At 68.5% G+C, this 16,906-nt stretch carries 13 protein-coding genes; 10 read left to right on the forward strand and 3 right to left on the reverse strand.

The genetic code is table 11. From position 1 onward, the window contains the following. Window positions 1-75 precede the first annotated feature (75 nt). The 3 genes from O4N75_RS11330 to O4N75_RS11340 are packed head-to-tail and all read left to right on the forward strand — an operon-like array spanning window position 76 to window position 6,508. On the forward strand, window positions 76-1,956 hold the full coding sequence (locus O4N75_RS11330) for an autotransporter assembly complex family protein (protein WP_269625660.1): 1,881 nt from the start codon (window positions 76-78) through the stop codon (window positions 1,954-1,956). Further along, entirely contained in the window at window positions 1,953-6,131 is a 4,179-nt protein-coding gene (locus tag O4N75_RS11335) for a translocation/assembly module TamB domain-containing protein (RefSeq protein ID WP_269625661.1), read from the forward strand. Before O4N75_RS11330 ends, O4N75_RS11335 begins: the two co-directional genes overlap by 4 nt. A gap of 2 nt (window positions 6,132-6,133) precedes the next feature. Next, a complete protein-coding gene (locus O4N75_RS11340; RefSeq protein ID WP_269625662.1) occupies window positions 6,134-6,508 on the forward strand; it encodes a hypothetical protein in 375 nt (124 codons plus the stop codon). On the opposite strand, the gene phhA is transcribed toward O4N75_RS11340, so the two are convergent. Further along, window positions 6,505-7,380 carry a phenylalanine 4-monooxygenase gene (gene phhA / locus O4N75_RS11345; RefSeq protein WP_269625663.1) on the reverse strand — a complete coding sequence of 292 codons (876 nt, stop codon included), beginning with the start codon at window positions 7,378-7,380 and terminating at the stop codon, window positions 6,505-6,507. The two genes, O4N75_RS11340 and phhA, sit on opposite strands and share 4 nt — an antisense overlap. 117 nt (window positions 7,381-7,497) lie before the next feature. After that, a complete protein-coding gene (gene hspQ / locus O4N75_RS11350; RefSeq protein WP_269625664.1) occupies window positions 7,498-7,884 on the reverse strand; it encodes a heat shock protein HspQ in 387 nt (128 codons plus the stop codon). A 259-nt stretch (window positions 7,885-8,143) separates the two neighbouring features. On the opposite strand from hspQ, the gene O4N75_RS11355 reads away from it, so the two are divergent. Both O4N75_RS11355 and O4N75_RS11360 read left to right on the forward strand, forming a co-directional pair. Beyond that, entirely contained in the window at window positions 8,144-9,253 is a 1,110-nt protein-coding gene (locus O4N75_RS11355; RefSeq protein ID WP_269629361.1) for a Ppx/GppA phosphatase family protein, read from the forward strand. Then, window positions 9,250-9,954, forward strand: a complete 705-nt coding sequence (locus O4N75_RS11360) for an RlmE family RNA methyltransferase (RefSeq protein WP_269625665.1) — start codon at window positions 9,250-9,252, stop codon at window positions 9,952-9,954. Before O4N75_RS11355 ends, O4N75_RS11360 begins: the two co-directional genes overlap by 4 nt. On the opposite strand, the gene O4N75_RS11365 is transcribed toward O4N75_RS11360, so the two are convergent. Next, window positions 9,921-10,850, reverse strand: coding sequence for a LysR family transcriptional regulator (locus O4N75_RS11365; protein WP_269625666.1), 930 nt, complete (start codon window positions 10,848-10,850; stop codon window positions 9,921-9,923). The two genes, O4N75_RS11360 and O4N75_RS11365, sit on opposite strands and share 34 nt — an antisense overlap. Before the next feature lie 54 nt (window positions 10,851-10,904). Here O4N75_RS11365 and O4N75_RS11370 point away from each other — a divergent pair, with 54 nt between their 5' ends. The 5 genes from O4N75_RS11370 to guaA all read left to right on the forward strand — a co-directional run bounded on the left by O4N75_RS11370 (window position 10,905) and on the right by guaA (window position 16,877). After that, window positions 10,905-12,089, forward strand: a complete 1,185-nt coding sequence (locus O4N75_RS11370; RefSeq protein ID WP_269625667.1) for an MFS transporter — start codon at window positions 10,905-10,907, stop codon at window positions 12,087-12,089. 71 nt (window positions 12,090-12,160) lie between these two features. After that, window positions 12,161-13,621: an IMP dehydrogenase gene (gene guaB, locus O4N75_RS11375; protein WP_269625668.1), complete on the forward strand. Its 1,461-nt coding sequence runs from the start codon at window positions 12,161-12,163 to the stop codon at window positions 13,619-13,621. Continuing rightward, window positions 13,621-14,016 (forward strand): MAPEG family protein, encoded by a 396-nt coding sequence (locus O4N75_RS11380; protein WP_269625669.1) that lies wholly within the window; start codon window positions 13,621-13,623, stop codon window positions 14,014-14,016. Before guaB ends, O4N75_RS11380 begins: the two co-directional genes overlap by 1 nt. Before the next feature lie 15 nt (window positions 14,017-14,031). Then, the gene (locus O4N75_RS11385; protein ID WP_269625670.1) at window positions 14,032-15,321 is read left to right on the forward strand and encodes an RsmB/NOP family class I SAM-dependent RNA methyltransferase; all 1,290 of its coding nucleotides are present in this window, start codon (window positions 14,032-14,034) and stop codon (window positions 15,319-15,321) included. Further along, window positions 15,318-16,877: a glutamine-hydrolyzing GMP synthase gene (gene guaA, locus O4N75_RS11390; protein WP_267231125.1), complete on the forward strand. Its 1,560-nt coding sequence runs from the start codon at window positions 15,318-15,320 to the stop codon at window positions 16,875-16,877. Before O4N75_RS11385 ends, guaA begins: the two co-directional genes overlap by 4 nt. The last annotated feature ends 29 nt before the right edge of the window (window positions 16,878-16,906 follow it).

The raw sequence follows: 16,906 nt of genomic DNA on the forward strand, positions 1-16,906 counted from the left end.
GAGAGGCGAGGGCGATTGAAGCTGGAAATCCGACCTCGATGGCCCCCTGGGCGTAGGCGCCTGCGAATTGGGCATATGGGCGCCTGCGGCGGCGGCGCCTTCGTCGATCGCTGGTGGGTGACAGGCGAGCGCGACGCGGGCTACACCGATAGATGGGGCGCTTATGAAAGGATTGGCGTGGGACGATTGGTCGTCGCGGTCGCCGCCTCGGCGGCCATTTGCGTGTCTGGGACAGCCCGGGCCGAATCCCCGCGCGCGACTATCGAGGGACAGCTCGACCGCGACCTGCGCGAGGCGATCGACCGCGCCGTCGGCGAGACCGACAAACCCATCGCCAATCGCTTCGAGGCGCGCCGCCGGGCGAACGACGCAGGCGAGGATGCGATCGCGGTGCTGCGGTCCGAAGGCTACTACGCCTACGAAGTGGAGCCGGACGTCGGTGACGGCGACCCGCCGACCGCCATCGTGCGCGTGACGCCGGGCCCGCGCTTCACCCTCTCGGACCCGCAGATCGATTGGATAGCCCCGGCTCCGATCGAGAGCGTTCGGCAATCGGGCGAAGTGGTGATGGGCCTGGCCACTGGTGCGCCCGGCCGCGCTGTGGACGTGATCAATGCCGAGGGCCGCATCGTCGCGGCTGTGCAGAAGCGCGGCTATGCGGACGCTGCGGCCCAGCCGCGCGAGGTCATCGTCGACCACGCCGACAGGACCGTGCGCCCGACGTACAAGATCGCAGCGGGCGAACTGGTGCATCTGGGCGGGCTGAAGATTGTCGGCGAAACCGGCCGCAGCCGCAGGGGCTGGCTCGATAGCCTCGCGCCCTGGAGCGCCGGCGACGTCTACGACCCGGAGGATGTCGGCGAGCTTGAGCGACGCCTGCTCGACACAGGGGTCTATGACTCAGTCACCGTCTCGCTGGCGCCCAAGGACCAGGCCGAGCCGGATGGCCGCCGTCCGATTCTGTTGAGCCTGGCCGACCGGAAGTCGCGGACGCTGGAACTTGGGGCCAGCTACTCGACCACCGAGGGCCTTGGCGCGGACGCTCGCTGGACGCGCTACAACCTGCTCGGCCGGGCAGACACCCTGGCGATGCTGGCCCGAGCCTCGAACATTGACAGTCGGCTGGGCGCGGAGTTGACGCTGCCTCACTGGCGCCGCCCTCAACAGACGTTCAAGGCCGGCGGCGGCGCCTATTCGAACCGCACCGACGCCTATGATGAAACCGGGGTCGGCATCCGCGCCGACGTGACCCGCCGTTTTCGTAAGACGTCCTACGTCACGCTTGGCGGGTCGATCGACTATGGCAAGGTCGAGGAAAAGCAGACGATCCTGGTCTCGTCGCTCGGGGACAATCTCGTCACTCTGGCGGGCCTCGCAGCTGGCGCTCTCGACCGCTCCGACGACCCGCTGGATCCCAAGCGTGGCTGGCGTCTGGATGTCCGGGCCGAGCCGACATACCTGATCGGCGACGAGCACATGGCCTACCTGAAGGTGCAGAGCCAGGGCACAGCGTACATCCCGTTCGGAGCGAAGGCGCGCACTGTTCTGGCCGGTCGCCTCAAGGCCGGAGCGATGGTCGGCGGCAGCATCCCCGAGGTGCCGGCGTCCCGCCGGTTCTACGCCGGCGGCGGCGGATCCGTCCGCGGCTATGCCTATCAGGCCATAGGACCCCGCGACATCGACAACACCCCCGAAGGCGGAATCTCGCTGCTCGAGACCTCGCTGGAGCTGCGCCAGAAGGTCGGCGAACGCTGGGGCGTGGTCGCGTTCGTGGACGCAGGCGCGGTAGGCGCCAGTGAATTTCCGACGGGCGACGATTTCAGCGTCGGCGTTGGGGTAGGCGTTCGCTACGACCTGGGCTTCGGCCCGATCCGGGCGGACATCGCGGTCCCGCTCGACCAGCGCGAGGGCGACCCCTCATTCCAGATCTATCTCAGCATCGGGCAGAGCTTTTGAGCGAGACCCCGAACGAGATCGAGGAGGCGCCGGCCGCGCCGAGGAAAAAGTCCCGCCGGCGGTGGGGACTGGCCGCGCTGGTGGTCTGCGCGCTGCTCGTGGTCTTGGCCGGAGCGGCGTTGCTCGCCGGGCGATACGGGGCCCTGTCGCCTCAAGGGCGCTCGATCATCGAGGCGCGGGCCAACGGCCTCAAAGTCGGCCGCTTCGGCCGCCTCTATGTCGAAGGGCTGAGCGGCGACATCTGGCGTGACTTCAGCGTGCGGCGGGTGGTCATCCGCGACCCCAAGGGGGTCTGGCTCGAGGGCCGCAACCTCCGCCTGGCCTGGACCTTCGGCGACATCCTCGGGCGTCGCTTCCACGCCACCAACGTGACCGCCGAGCACCTGATCGTCTATCGCCGGCCGGTGACCGAGCCCAAGCGACCGTCGGCGGGCATGCCGATCGACGTGGTCATCGATCGCGCGGTCGGGCGGGTCGAACTGATGCCGGAACTGGCGCGGACCCGAGGGGTCTACGACGTCGACGCGTCGATCGAGCTGATGCGGCGCAATGGCGGTCAGCGGGGAGCGGCGAAGGCGGCGAGCGTGCTTCACCCGGGGGACCGTCTCGACGTCAAGTTCGATCTGGGAGGCGGGCGGCCGCTGGTCCTTGAGGCCGACGCGCGGGAGGCCAAGGGCGGCGCACTGGCCGGAACTCTCGGCCTCGCGCCCGATCGTCCGTTCCTGCTGCACGTCAAGGCCAAGGGCGAGGCATCGACCGGCCGGTTCTCTGCGCTCGCCGAGAGCGGGACTAGCCGCCCGGTCGACGCGTCAGGGGTCTGGGGCCCGGACGGCGGATCTGCGCAGGGCCGCGTCGAGCTCGCGGCCTCGACCCACACCCAGCCGCTGGTGGCCCGGCTTGGGCCGCAGGTGCAGTTCGCTGTGACGGGGCGTAAGGCGGGGCAGGGGTTGTTCGACCTGGAGGCCGACCTGACCTCGGACAACGTCGCTGTGACGGCCAAAGGCAAGTCCAACCTAGGTGAGCGGCGTACCGGGCCCCAGGGGGTGGTGTTGACGGCCTCGGCCCGGGAGCTATCGAAGGTCACCGGCGGGCCGTCCATGGGGCTCGGTCGTGTCGATGGCGTGCTGACCGGGACTTTGGATGATCTGCGGCTGGTCGGGACCGCGGATGTCGCGCGGTTGCAGCTCGGCGCTTACGGTCTCGACCGGGTTTCAGGCCCGTTCGAACTCACGCGCAAGGACAAGGTGCTGGCGCTCGAGGCGCGGATCGCCGGCGCCGGCGGGCGCGGCTCTGGCCTCGCGGCGGCGCTGCTCGGCGCGCGCCCAACCGCCGCCGTCGACGCTGCGCGGCTGGCCGACGGACGCCTGATGCTGCGCAAGATCGAAGCAAGCGGAGTCGGGTTGAAAGTCGACGCCAGCGGCGGCCGCAGTCTTCTCGGCGGTCTCAACTTCAAGGGGGCGGCGTCGTTTACGAACCTGGCGGCGGCGCGGCCTGGCGCCAGCGGTGCGGTGACCGCGGACTGGTCGGCCAGCCAGGGCGGCGCAGGTAAGCCCTGGGCCCTGACGCTCGACGCCAAGGGCGCGCGCTTTGCTTCAGGTTTCTCCGAACTTGACCGCCTGCTGGGCGCCTCGCCGCGCCTGCAGGCGCGCGCGGACGTGGCCGGACGCAAGATATCGATCACGAGCGGGAACCTCGATGGGGCCGCAATCAAGGCCAGCACGGCCGGGGTGTTGGACGAGACCGGCGCGATGCGCTTCAAGCTCGACTGGTCCGCCAGCGGGCCGTTCCGCGCCGGTCCCGTCGAAATCAGCGGCAAGGCCAGCGGCACAGGCGCCGTCACCGGCAAGCCCTCGGCGCCGCGGGCGGATCTGCTTGCCGACATCGAGGCCATCGACCTGCCGCGCTTGCCGCTGAAGAACGCCAAGCTGACCTTGAGTTTCATGCGTGGCGCCGGCGGCTCCAGCGGGGTCGTCGCGCTGACGGCCGCCAGCGAATACGGCCCGGCGGCGGCCCGTTCGGCCTTCAGCTTTCCGCGCGGCGGCGTCGACCTCAGCGACTTGTCACTGGACGCCGGCGGCTTGACCGCAAGCGGCTCAATCTCGCTTCGGAAGGCGACGCCTTCCGGCGCCGATCTCAAGGTGCGGGTGGTCAAGGGGGCCTTCCTTGATGGCGGGGCGGTCGCAGGTTCGGTGAAGATCGTCGATGCGGCCGGCGGAGCGCGCGCGACCCTGAACCTGACCGCCAGCGACGCGGTTCTGCCCGGCTCACGCTTTGCCGTGCGCAACGGGGCGATCACGGCCGATGGGCCTCTGTCGCGGCTGCCTTATCAGGCCCGCCTCCAGGGGGTGTCCGCGAGCGAGCGCTGGCGGCTGGACGGGGCCGGCGTCCTGACGGCGCAGGAACCCGGCTACGAGCTGACCTTCGCAGGCGACGGGGCCTACGGGCGACGCAACATGAAGACCCTGGAGCCGGCGATCCTGCGCTTCGGCGGCGCCGAGCGCAGTGCGAGTCTGCGGCTCGCGGCGTCGGACGGAGGCAGGATCGACCTCGACGCCAGCCTTGAGAAGGACGGCGCGGAAATCCGCGCGCAAGTCCAGCGACTGGGCCTGGGCCTGGTGAACGCCGACCTGAACGGCCGCGCCGACGGCACGCTTGTCCTGTCAGGCCGCGGCGGACGTCTGGACGGAACCTTGGAAGCCAAGCTGGACGATGCGCGGGGCAGGGGCTCGCCGCGCGAGCAGGGCCTGGACGGGGTGCTCAAGGCAAAGCTCTCGGACGAGGCGCTTGAGATCGACGCCGCCGTCACCAACGAGCATGGGTTGCGGGCGAACGCCGAGGTCGTCCTGCCGGCCGAGACCAGCGCCAGCCCGTTCCGGATTGCGATCGCCCGCACCCGGCCGATGCGAGGCACCTTCTTCGCAGACGGGGAGGTCAAGCCGCTCTGGGACCTGCTGGTCGGAGGCGAGCGCGAACTGGCTGGGCACGTGCAGATGCAAGGGACGCTCAGCGGCACGCTGGCCGATCCGCGCGCGGTCGGACAGGCCGAGGTCGACAACGGCCGGTTCTCCGACGGCGCCACGGGTCTCGTCCTGGCGGACGTGACCTTGCGCGCGACCCTGGCCGACAACGCGGTGAACATCGTGCAGGCGAGCGGCGGCGATGGGCATGGCGGCTCGCTGGCCGGGTCGGGCCGGCTCAGCCTGCTGCGCGACGGAGAGTCGACCTTCAAGCTCGATCTCAAGAACTTCCGCTTGATCGACAACGACCTGGCGACCGCTTCGGCCTCGGGGCAGGCGACCCTCGACCGAGCGGCGGACGGCAAGGTCCGGTTGGCCGGCGACCTGACCATCGATCGGGCCGACGTTGCTGCCAAGCTCACCGGCGGCTCGGGCGTGGTGAACATGGACGTGATCGAGCGCAACAAGCCGGCGGACGTGTCTGGTTCGCTGCAGCCGGTGGCGCGTCGCGGGGCGGTGATGACGCTCGATGTCACGCTCAAGGCCCCGCGGCGGATCTATCTGCGCGGCAAGGGTCTGGACGTCGAACTGTCGCTCGACGCCAAGGTCGGGGGCAGCACCTCACGGCCGACCTTGTCGGGCACGGCGCGCGTCGTGCGCGGCGAATACGACTTCGCCGGCAAGCGCTTCGAGTTCGATGACAGGGGCGTGGTCTATCTGGCGACGTCGCCGCAGGCCATCCGCCTCGACCTTTCGGCCACCCGGGACGACCCCTCGCTGACCGCCGTGGTGCGGATCCGCGGCACGGCGGCCAAGCCGGAGATCACTCTGACCTCGGTGCCGACCCTGCCCAATGACGAGGTGCTGTCGCAGGTGCTGTTCGGTCGTTCGGCCTCGCAGCTCTCGCCGCTTGAAGCGGCCCAACTGGCCTCGGCTCTGTCGTCGCTGGCGGGCGGCGGCGGCTTCGACGTGGTGGGCAACCTGCGCACCTTCGCCGGCCTCGATCGGCTGTCGCTTGCAGGCGGCGATGAGTCCGGGGTCACCGTATCGGGCGGCAAGTACCTGACTGACGACGTCTATCTGGAGATCACGGGCGGCGGGCGCGAAGGCCCCTCCGCGCAGGTGGAGTGGCGACTCGGCCGCAACCTCTCCATCATCTCGAAGCTGGCCAGCCAGGGGGACGGCAAGCTCGCCGTCCGCTGGCGCAAGGACTACTGACGATGCGACGGCTTCTTCCGGTTCTGCTGACGCCCGTGCTGCTCGCCGGATGCGAAAAGCCGCTGACGGCGCCGACTAACCCCGGGGTCTGCTGGCGCATGGTCGAAGGCATGAATGGCAAGCCGGACTTCCGCCCGATCGCTCCGAATATCGACACGCTGGAGAACTGCGCGGTTCAACTGGAGGGGCTGCGGATCACCAGCGGCCTGCCGGTGACGGGCGCCTTCCAGGGGCGCTTCATCTACGTCACCGATCAGGAGATCGGAGCCGCCTCGGGGCCGAAGGCGCAACGCTACCGCGTCTTCACGCCCGAGCAGCGGCTGGAGATCCAGAAGGGCTTCCAGACGCTGTTCGATCGGGAGAAGGCCGGCGGCTAGCCGGCCGCCAGTCGACCGCCGCGTTCGGCGTAGGCCTGGGTCCCGCAGGTGAATATCCGGTCCCCGGGCGCCATGGCGTCGATGGCGATGTCCGGCTCGTTTTCCAGACGCGCATAGACGGCGGTGAAGTCGGCGAGCGTCGTCTCCCGCAGCGCCTTCAGCGACGGAATGACGAAGTAGACCTGCTGGAAGTCGTCGATGCGGTAGGGCGTGCGCATGACCCGCTCAAGGTCGAACCCGATCCGGTTGGGGGAGGGATCGTCGAGCGCGAAGATCGATTCCGATCGGCTCGAGACGATACCGGCCCCGTAGATCCGCAGGCCCTGCGGCGTCTCCATGAGGCCGAATTCGACCGTGTACCAGTAGAGCCGCGCCAGATTGTGCAACTGACCGCGGCCGAGCGCCTTCAGTCCGCCCTCGCCATAGGCCTGCATGTAGTCGGCGAAGATGGGGTCGGTCAGCATCGGCACGTGGCCGAACACGTCGTGGAAGACGTCCGGTTCTTGCAGGTAGTCGAGTTCGTGCGGCTTGCGGATGAAGCGGCCGGCCGGGAATCGGCGGTTGGCCAGGTGGTCGAAGAATACGTCGTCGGGGACCAGGCCGGGCACGGCGACCACGGACCAGCCGGTCAGCTTGCGCAGTTCCTCGTTGATGCGTGCGAAATCGGGGATGCCGCCGCGATGCAGGTCCAGTGCATCGAGGCCGTGCAGAAACGCATCGCAGGCGCGGCCGGGCAACAACTGCGCCTGGCGCTCATAGAGCGTCATCCAGACCTGATGCTCGGCCTGAGTGTAGCTCGCCCAATCCTGGTCGATCGTCCAATCGGCCCGGGCTTCGGGCGGCGGGGTGATGCTGAAACCGTCTGCGCTCATGTCGGTAGAATGAGCGTGTCGCCGCGAAACTTCCGTTCGAACTGTGCCGGAAAATCGAAGTTCGGCGGATAAAGATTTCGTTCGGGCCGCGACTGGAGGAACGGCCTTGCTGCTGGCCTAGTGGCTGATCCGCGGGCGCAGCACGTAGTGCCCCTCTTCGAAGGATTCGAAAATCAGGGCGGCCTGCGGGTGGCCGACCGGCTCGCCGCTGTCGTCAGGCATCAGGTTCTGCTCCGAGACATAGGCGACGTAGGCGTTCTCGTCGTTCTCGGCCAGCAGATGGTAGAACGGCTGGTCCTTGCGCGGGCGGATTTCCTCCGGGATCGACAGCCACCACTGCTCGGTGTTGGCGAACGTCGGATCGACGTCGAAAATCACGCCGCGGAACGGATAGTGCCGGTGCCGGACGACCTGTCCGATGGCGTACTTGGCCAGACGGGCCTCGGTCAGCACCGTCGGGGGCGCCACCAAGTCTCGTCCGCTTTTTTCGATTCGAGCGTCCATAAAACCGACTCTAGACCCCGGCGCCTAACTGGGAGGTGAACGTACTGCTCATCGTTCGCGGCGCAAGTGCGCGCCTTCCGAGAGGCGAACCGCCTTGCTACAGTCGCCTGTGAAACGAGGCGTCAACGTAGGCGCCTGTTAGGGACGGATGTCGGTCCATGAGGGTGGCGCTGTTGAGCACGTTTGGGTCGAACGTGTTCCAAGGCCTTGAAATGCAAGCGTTTCGGTCGCCGTTCCGGTGACCGCGACACTTGATCGGATAGCGGAATCCGCGTCTCGCAAGGGCCCGGCCGCGCCCTCGGCGGATTCGCCGTGCTATGGCGCGCTCGATCTGGGTACGAACAATTGCCGCCTGCTCATCGCTACGCCGATGGGGCGCGGATTCCGCGTCGTAGAAGCCTATTCGCGGATCGTGCGTCTCGGCGAAGGCCTCTCGCAGACAGGGCGACTATCTGACGCAGCCATGGATCGGGCCATGGCCGCGCTCAAGGTCAGCGCCGAGAAGGTGCGCCGCCGCAAAGTGGTCAAGCTCAAGGCGATCGCCACCCAGGCCTGTCGTGCGGCGGAGAACGGACAGGAGTTCGTGGAGCGCGTCGCCGCCGAGACCGGGCTGAACCTTCAGATCATCACCCCGCGGGAAGAGGCGCACCTGTCGGTGGCCGGTTGCCTGAACCTGCTCGACCGTCAGGCGCAGGCTGCGCTGGTGGTCGACGTCGGCGGCGGCTCGACAGAGCTCTCCTGGGTGGACCTGACGGCGGGCGGCCTGGACACCGAACTCGGCAAGTTCTCGGCCTCGCAGTTGCCGATCAAGGCATGGCTGTCGATCCCGATCGGCGTGGTCACCCTGGCCGAGCGCTTTCCGGAAGGCGAGCGTGCGACCGAGGGCTGGTTCCGCGCGATGGTCGATGCGGTGAAGGATGAACTCGCCTCCTTCCGCCACGCCGACGACCTGCGGCCGGTGTTCGATGCAGGCGCTGCCCATCTCGTCGGCACTTCAGGCGCCATCACCAGCCTGGCGGGCATGCATCTGGGCCTGCGCCGCTACGACCGCAGCGTCGTCGACGGCATCTGGATGAGCCGCGCGCAGTGCGACGCCGCCGCCCAACTGCTGCTGGAGCTCAGCCCGGCCGAGCGCGCCGGCCAGCCGTGCATCGGCCCTGACCGCGCCGACCTGGTTCTGGCGGGGGCGGCCATCCTCCAGGCGGTGCAGGAGCTGTGGCCCTGCACGCGGGTCCGCGTCGCCGACCGTGGCCTGCGCGAGGGCATCCTGATGTCGCTGATGTCGGGAACCGGAAAACGTCGTCGTCGCCGTCGTCGGCGGCGCGGGCGTGGATCGGGCGCGGCATCCGCGGTAAACGCCTCCGAATGAACGAACCGCCCCGCAAACGCATGGTCAAACCGCCGTCCGGCGGACTTGAAGAAGGTCGTGGCAAGCCCGCGCGCCTGAAGACGGCCAAGGATCGCACGCCGTCCCAGCAAGCCTGGCTGAACCGGCAGATCAACGACCCGTTCTCGGCCAAGGCCCGCGCGCACGGCTATCGCAGCCGCGCGGCCTACAAGATGACCGAACTCGACGATCGCCTGAAGCTGCTGAAGCCGGGCGCGCGGGTCATCGACCTGGGGCTGGCGCCCGGAGGCTGGACGCAGGTCGCCATTGAGCGCGGCGTGACCAACATCGTGGGGGTGGATTTGCTGCCCGTCGATCCTCTGCCGCCGGCCCACATCCTGGAAATGGACTTCACCGATCCGGAGTGCGGCCCCAAGCTCATCGAGCTGCTCGGCGGGCGTCCAGACGTCGTGCTCTCGGACATGGCCCCGAATACGGTCGGCCATAAGCGCACTGATCACCTGCGGATCATGGGGCTGATCGAGGCCGCCGCCGATTTCGCGATCAGCGTCCTGAAGCCCGGCGGCGCATTCGTCGCCAAGGCGTTCCAGGGCGGAGAGACCGCCGAGGTTATCGCCGAGCTCAAGCGCCACTTCAATGATGTGAGGAACATCAAGCCCAAGGCGAGCCGAGCCGACAGCTCCGAGGTCTATCTGGTCGCGACGGGCTTCAAAGGCGCCTGAGCAGGGTCAGCTAGGGGGGCAGGGGTCTTGGCGCCCTCCGAGATCAGCCACGTCCTGAACTGATCCAGCGCGCGGCTGTTGACCCCAGGGGCGGCGAGCAGCGCAAAGGCGCTCTCAGCTCTGCGAAACCCGAACGGCGCTATGAGGCGGCCGGCGCGCACGTAGTCCGCCACCAGCGGCCAGGGCATTACCGCGACGCCCAGGCCGGCGATGGCGGCGTCCAGCGCGAAATGCAGGTGTGCGAACGGCTGCTCCGGACTTGGCGGCAGCTCGACGCCTGCCAAGGCCGCCCAGATCGCCCAGCCCTGGGGGTGGGTCTGGGCCATCAGCCTGGGCGCCCTCAGCGGATCGCCGCCGAACCGTTCGGCCAATGCGGGCGACATGACCAGGCCCAGATGGCTCTGGATGAGCCGCGTCGCACCGGCCGCGGCCAACCGGCTGCTGGGCACGATCCGCACCACCGCGTGAGCGCCGCGATACGAGGTGGCGTGCGACGGCAGTTCAGCGAGCTGGAGGTTCACGCCCGGGTGGGCGCTGGTGAAGCCGCCCAGACGCGGGATCAGCCATTTGACCGAAACGCTGGCGTTGACGGCAATCAGCAGATCTTCGCCGCTCGCCCGCACCTGCCGCACCGCCGTAGCGATCTGGTCGAAGGCGCCGGTCAGCGGCGGCAGCAGGTTGCGGCCGGCCTCCGTCAGCTCCAGCCGGTGCTTGGGCCCGGTGAACAGCCGGACGCCCAACGCTTCCTCCAGCGCCTTCACCTGCCGGCTCACCGCGCTGTGGGTGACGTGTAGTTCGTCGGCGGCGAGAGTCGCGCGGCCGGTGCGCGCCATCGCTTCGAAAGCCCGAAGGGCGTTGAGCGACGGCAGCGCCCCAGGTGTGAGGTTTTCGAACATATGATGTCGAATATATCGTTTTCCTCAAATCTCCAATAAGCGCACAAGCTCGCCATGTCGGGAGCGCCCAAACCCAAAGCCGCTGTCACCCTGGTCTTGGGGCTTGGCCAATTGGTCGCCTTCGCCTCGAGCTTCTACCTGCTGGGCGTTCTGGGCGACCCGATCGCCGCCGATCTGGCGCTGCCGCCCACCTTCGTCTTCAGCCTGATGTCGGTCGCGATGGTGGTCACGCCGCTGGTCGCCGCACCTTATGGCCGCTGGATGGACGCTCATGGCGGCAAGGGCATGCTGCTGCTCTCCAACCTCATCTTCGCGATCGGGCTTGTGCTTCTCGCGCTGGCGCAGGGCGGACTGACGATCACGCTGGCCATCCTGGTCATCGGATTGGGCATGGCGATCGGCCTCTATGGGACGCCGTTTGCGATCCTGGTGTCGCTCTATGGGGAGGCGGCGCGCCGGCCGATCACCGGCGTCGCGCTGCTGGGCGCGCTGGGCTCGACGGTCGGCTGGCCTTTGACCCTGCATTTCGAGCAGGCCCTCGGTTGGCGTGGCGCCTGCATCGCCTGGGCGCTGGCCCAACTGGCCCTAATGCCGCTCTCCGCGCTGGCGGTTCCGAAGGTCCGGGGCAGGTCGGCGGCTGGAATGGGCGAGGGGGCGGGGGAGCCCGTCGTCTGGGATCGCCGCATGGTGCAGATGGCCGCGCTGTTCGCCTGCTCCTGGTTTGTCTCGACGAGCATGAGCAGCCATCTGCCCCGGCTGCTGAGTGAATTTGGCCTGACGCCAGCGAAGGCCGCGGCGATTGCGGGGCTCACGGGGCTCGCGTCGGTGACGGTGCGGTTCGCCGAATTCACGGTTCTGCGCCGCTTCCGGCCGCTGATCGCGACCCGAGTTGCGACGCTCATGCACCCACTGGGTGCTACGGGGCTGCTGGCCCTGGGCGCGCAGGGCGCGCCGTTTATGGCCCTTGGCCACGGGGCTGGAAGCGGGATGCTGACCGTCGCCAAGGGCGTCTTGCCGCTCAGCCTCTACGGGCCTGCGAACTATGCCTACCGATCGGCCCGGCTGTCGCGGCCGGCCCAGATCGTCCAGATCGGCGGCCCCGCCCTCTACGCCATGGTCCTGGCCGAGTCGCCAAAGGCGGCTCTGGCCCTGTCAGCAGGCCTCTGCCTGGTCATGTTCGCCATGACTTTCGGCCTTCAGACCCATTCCAAACCTCAAAAGGAGCACGCTGCGGCATGATTACGCTCGATCCAGGCCTTGCCGGGAACGCCCGAGAGGGCTTATACGCGGCTCGCAAAATGGAGCCTTACATGGACATTCGCGAAGGTCTCACCTTCGACGACGTTTTGCTGGAACCGGGTGCGTCCGACGTGATGCCCACCCAGGTGGACACCGCCACCAAGTTCACTCGCGAAATCAGTCTCAATATTCCCCTCGTGTCCTCCGCCATGGACACGGTCACCGAGAGCCGCCTCGCCATCGCCATGGCCCAGGCCGGCGGTCTGGGCGTGCTGCACCGGAACCTCACCGTCGAGGAGCAGGCCGACCAGGTCCGCGAGGTGAAGCGCTATGAGAGCGGGATGGTCATCAATCCGCTGACCATCAACCCGGAAACCACGCTTCGCGAGGTCCGGGAGATCAAGGCGCGCCGCAAGATCTCGGGCTTCCCCGTGGTCGAGCCGGGCACCGGCAAGCTGGTCGGCATCCTGACCAACCGCGACATGCGTTTCGAAGGCCGGGACGACATCCCGGCCAAGGAACTGATGACCAAGGACAACCTGATCGTTGTCCGCCAGGGCGTCAGCCAGGCCGAAGCCCGCGAGCTGCTGCGCAAGCACAAGATCGAACGCCTGATCGTCGTCGACGACGACTATCACGCGGTCGGCCTGATCACCGTCAAGGACATGGAAAAGGCACAGGCCTATCCGTCTGCGGCCAAGGACGCCCAGGGCCGCCTGCTGGTCGGCGCGGCCTCCACTGTCGGCGACGCCGGCTACGAGCGCTCGATGGCCCTGGTGGACGCCGGCGTGGACGTGGTGGTCATCGACACCGCCCATGGCCACAACGCCGACGTCGCCAAGGCGGTCGGGCGTCTGAAGCGCGAGACCAACCGCGTGCAGATCGTTGCCGGCAACGTCGCCACCTATGAAGGCGCGCGGGCCCTGATCGACGCCGGCGCCGACGCCGTGAAGGTCGGCATCGGCCCAGGCTCGATCTGCACCACCCGCATCGTCGCGGGCGTGGGCGTGCCGCAACTGACGGCCATCGCCGACGCGGTCCGCGCCGCCAAGGGCACCGACGTTCCGGTGATCGCCGACGGCGGCATCAAGTACTCGGGCGATCTGGCCAAGGCGCTCGCCATGGGCGCGCAGGTGGCCATGATGGGCTCGGCCTTCGCCGGCACCGACGAGGCGCCGGGCGAGGTGTTCCTGTACCAGGGCCGCTCGTACAAGGCCTACCGCGGCATGGGCTCGCTGGGCGCGATGGCAAACGGTTCGGCCGACCGCTACTTCCAGAAGGAAGTCTCGGCGCTGAAGCTGGTGCCTGAGGGCATCGAGGGCCAGGTCGCCTACAAGGGCCCGATCGGGGCCATCCTGCACCAGATGGTCGGCGGCCTGCGGGCGGCCATGGGCTATGTGGGCGCGGGCGACCTCGAGACCTTCCGCAACAAGGCGCGGTTCATCCGCATCACTGGCGCGGGGCTCCGTGAGAGCCACGTCCACGACGTGATGATGACCCGCGAGTCGCCGAACTATACGAGCCCGGTCTGATGACCATGGCCGTCGAACTGAAGCTGCTGGGCGTGGCCGTGATCATCGGCCTTATCCAGATGCTCTGGGCGGCGGCCGCAGCTCGGCGCCAGCAGGGCCTGAAGTGGGCGGCCGGACCGCGGGACGAACCGCGGCCGATCACCGGGGCGGCGGCGCGGCTAGACCGCGCCTTCGCCAACTTCAAGGAGACGTTCCCGCTGCATGCCGTGGCGGTGATCGTCGCCTACCTGGCGGCCAAGCTGGGCGACCTGACGCTGTGGGGCTCGGTGCTCTACACTGCCGGGCGCGCGCTGCATCCCATCGCCTATGTCCTGGACGTGCCTTACCTGCGGACGCTGGTCTGGTTCGTGGGCTTTGGCGGCACCCTGGCGGTCGTGGCCGCCATCTTCCTCTGACTGTGAGAACAGCCCTTGCGTGACGGCGGACGCCTCTCCGCAGCCATCGAGATCCTCACCGACGTCGAGACGCGCCACCGGCCTGTGAAGCTGGCGCTGAAGGCGTGGGGAGACGCGTCTCGGTTCGCCGGGTCGAAGGACCGCGCCTGGGTCTCGGGCCTGGTGCTCGATGTCCTGCGCCGCCGCCGCTCGCTGGCCTGGCGCATGGGCGACGACAGCCCGCGGGCCGCGGTCTTCTGCGCGCTGCATGCGTTGTGGAACTGGCCGGTGGAGCGGATCGCCGAAGCTGCGGCCGACGCGCCGCATGGCCCCGGAGCGGTGAGCGAGGCCGAGCGCGTCGCCTTGATGCAGCCGCGCGACATGGCCGAGGCGCCGCCGTCGATCCGCGGCGACTATCCCGAATGGCTGCAGCCGTCGCTTGCGCGCGCCTTCGGCCATGAGGCGGCCCTGGAGGGGGCGATGCTTTCCGAGCGCGCTCCGGTGGACCTGCGGGTCAACACCCTGAAGACCGACGTCGAGCAGGCGCTCAAAGCGCTCGAGCCGCTGGGCGCCCAGCCGACCGGCGTGCTGCCGAACGCGCTGCGTATTCCCGCCCCTGACCCGAGCCAGCGCACCCAGTCGCTGGAGGCGGTCCCGGCCTTCTCTAAGGGCTGGTTCGAGGTTCAGGATCTCGCCTCGCAGATCGCCGCCGAGGCGGCCGGCGAGATCAAGGGCGCGCAGGTGCTCGATCTCTGCGCTGGGGGCGGAGGCAAGACCTTGGCCTTGGCCGCCGCCATGGCCAACAAGGGCCAGATCTACGCCTATGACAGCGAAGCGCGGCGGCTATCCGATACGGTCCGACGCTCCGAACGGGCGGGCGTCCGCAACCTGCAGGTCCGCTCGCCGATCTATCCCAATGCGCTGAAGGGCCTCGACGGCAAGATCGACGTGGTCTTCATCGACGCGCCCTGCACCGGCACGGGCGCCTGGCGGCGTCATCCCGACACCAAATGGCGGCTGAAGCCGGCGACGCTGGCCCAGCGCACCGCCGACCAGGACGCGGTGCTCGACCATGGCGTCCAGTTCGTGAAGCCCGGAGGGCGGATCGTCTATGTCACCTGCTCGGTGCTGCCGGAAGAGGACGAGGACCGCGTCGTCGCTTTCCTCGAACGCTGGACGGACTTCCACGTGATCCCGGCCACCCAGAACCCCCACCTCGCCACCCACCTCACGGCGGAGGGTTACCTTCGCCTCTCGCCCCGCAGCTCGGCCACCGACGGCTTTTTCGTCGCCGTGCTTGAGCGCGCCAAATGGACCCCGCAATGACCCAGCCCGCCCACGAGAAAGTCCTGATCGTCGATTTCGGCAGCCAGGTGACCCAGCTCATCGCCCGCCGAGTGCGCGAGAGCGGCGTCTATTGCGAGATCCACCCCTTCGACAAGATCGACGAGGTGCTGGGCGGATTCTCGCCGAAGGCGGTGATCCTGTCCGGCGGTCCGGCCAGCGTCCATGAGGACGAGAGCCCGGCCGTCACCAAGAAGGTCTTCGAGCTCGGCGTGCCGGTGCTCGGCATCTGCTACGGCGAGCAGACCATGTGCGCGGAGCTGGGCGGCCGGGTCGAGCCGGGCACGACCCGCGAGTTCGGCCGCGCCGAGATCGAGATCGTCAAGGAAAGCCCGCTGCTGGACGGCTTCGGCGGCGTTGGCCATCGCGAGGTGGTCTGGATGAGCCACGGCGACAAGGTCACGGCCCTGCCGATGGGGTTCGAGGCGGTGGCGGTGTCGGAGGGCTCGCCCTTCGCGGTGATCGCCGACGAGGGCCGTCGCTACTACGGCATCCAGTTCCACCCCGAGGTGGCCCACACGCCCCGCGGGGCTCTGATGCTCCGCAACTTCACCCACAAGATCGCCGGGCTGAAAGGCGACTGGACCATGGCGGCGTTCCGCCAGGAGATGGTCCAGAAGATCCGCGACCAGGTGGGCGAGGGCAGGGTGATCTGCGGCCTGTCGGGCGGGGTCGATAGCTCGGTGGCCGCGGTGCTGATCCACGAGGCGATCGGCGATCAGCTGACCTGCGTCTTTGTCGACACCGGCCTGCTGCGCAAGGACGAGGCCACCCAGGTGGTGACCATGTTCCGCGATCACTACAACATTCCGCTGGTGCACGTTGACGCGGGCGATCTTTTCCTCGGCGAGTTGGCCGGGGTCTCTGACCCGGAGACCAAGCGCAAAACCATCGGCAAGCTGTTCATCGACGTCTTCGACAAGGAAGCGGCCAAGATCGACGGCGCGAATTTCCTCGCCCAGGGCACGCTCTATCCGGATGTGATCGAGAGCGTCTCGGCGCGGGGCGGCCCGTCCGCGGTGATCAAGAGCCACCACAATGTCGGCGGCCTGCCGGACTACATGAAGCTCAAGCTGGTCGAGCCGCTGCGCGAACTCTTTAAGGACGAGGTGCGCGCGTTGGGCGTCGAACTGGGCCTGCCGCCGCAGTTCGTCGGCCGCCATCCGTTCCCGGGCCCGGGCCTGGCGATCCGCATTCCGGGTGAGATCACCCGGGAGAAGGTGGCGGTGCTGCAGCAGGCCGACGCCATCTATCTTGAGGAAATCCGCAAGGCCGGGCTCTACGACAGCATCTGGCAGGCGTTCGCCGTATTGCTGCCGGTTAAGACGGTAGGGGTGATGGGCGATGCGCGGACCTACGAGGATGTCCTGGCCCTGCGGGCGGTCACTTCGACCGACGGGATGACCGCCGACTTCTTTGAATTTCCTTGGGAAGTTCTTGGCCGCTGCGCCACGCGGATCATCAACGAGGTGCGCGGCGTCAACCGCGTGGTCTACGACGTGACCTCCAAGCCGCCCGGCACGATCGAGTGGGAATAGGGGGCTAGCGGCAGGTTTAGCCCGCCGTC

Origin of the sequence: Phenylobacterium sp. NIBR 498073, assembly GCF_027286305.1 — a bacterium.
In the GTDB taxonomy this organism is placed as follows: Bacteria; Pseudomonadota; Alphaproteobacteria; order Caulobacterales; family Caulobacteraceae; genus Phenylobacterium.

What these genes read in the sequence shown, in the direction of transcription:
- O4N75_RS11330 (WP_269625660.1), top strand. Translation starts at nt 76, where the DNA reads ATGGGCGCCTGCGGCGGCGGCGCCTTCGTCGATCGCTGGTGGGTGACA.
- O4N75_RS11340 (WP_269625662.1), top strand. Translation starts at nt 6,134, where the DNA reads ATGCGACGGCTTCTTCCGGTTCTGCTGACGCCCGTGCTGCTCGCCGGA.
- phhA (WP_269625663.1), bottom strand. Translation starts at nt 7,380, where the DNA reads ATGAGCGCAGACGGTTTCAGCATCACCCCGCCGCCCGAAGCCCGGGCC.
- hspQ (WP_269625664.1), bottom strand. Translation starts at nt 7,884, where the DNA reads ATGGACGCTCGAATCGAAAAAAGCGGACGAGACTTGGTGGCGCCCCCG.
- O4N75_RS11360 (WP_269625665.1), top strand. Translation starts at nt 9,250, where the DNA reads ATGAACGAACCGCCCCGCAAACGCATGGTCAAACCGCCGTCCGGCGGA.
- O4N75_RS11365 (WP_269625666.1), bottom strand. Translation starts at nt 10,850, where the DNA reads ATGTTCGAAAACCTCACACCTGGGGCGCTGCCGTCGCTCAACGCCCTT.
- O4N75_RS11370 (WP_269625667.1), top strand. Translation starts at nt 10,905, where the DNA reads ATGTCGGGAGCGCCCAAACCCAAAGCCGCTGTCACCCTGGTCTTGGGG.
- guaB (WP_269625668.1), top strand. Translation starts at nt 12,161, where the DNA reads ATGGACATTCGCGAAGGTCTCACCTTCGACGACGTTTTGCTGGAACCG.
- O4N75_RS11380 (WP_269625669.1), top strand. Translation starts at nt 13,621, where the DNA reads ATGACCATGGCCGTCGAACTGAAGCTGCTGGGCGTGGCCGTGATCATC.
- guaA (WP_267231125.1), top strand. Translation starts at nt 15,318, where the DNA reads ATGACCCAGCCCGCCCACGAGAAAGTCCTGATCGTCGATTTCGGCAGC.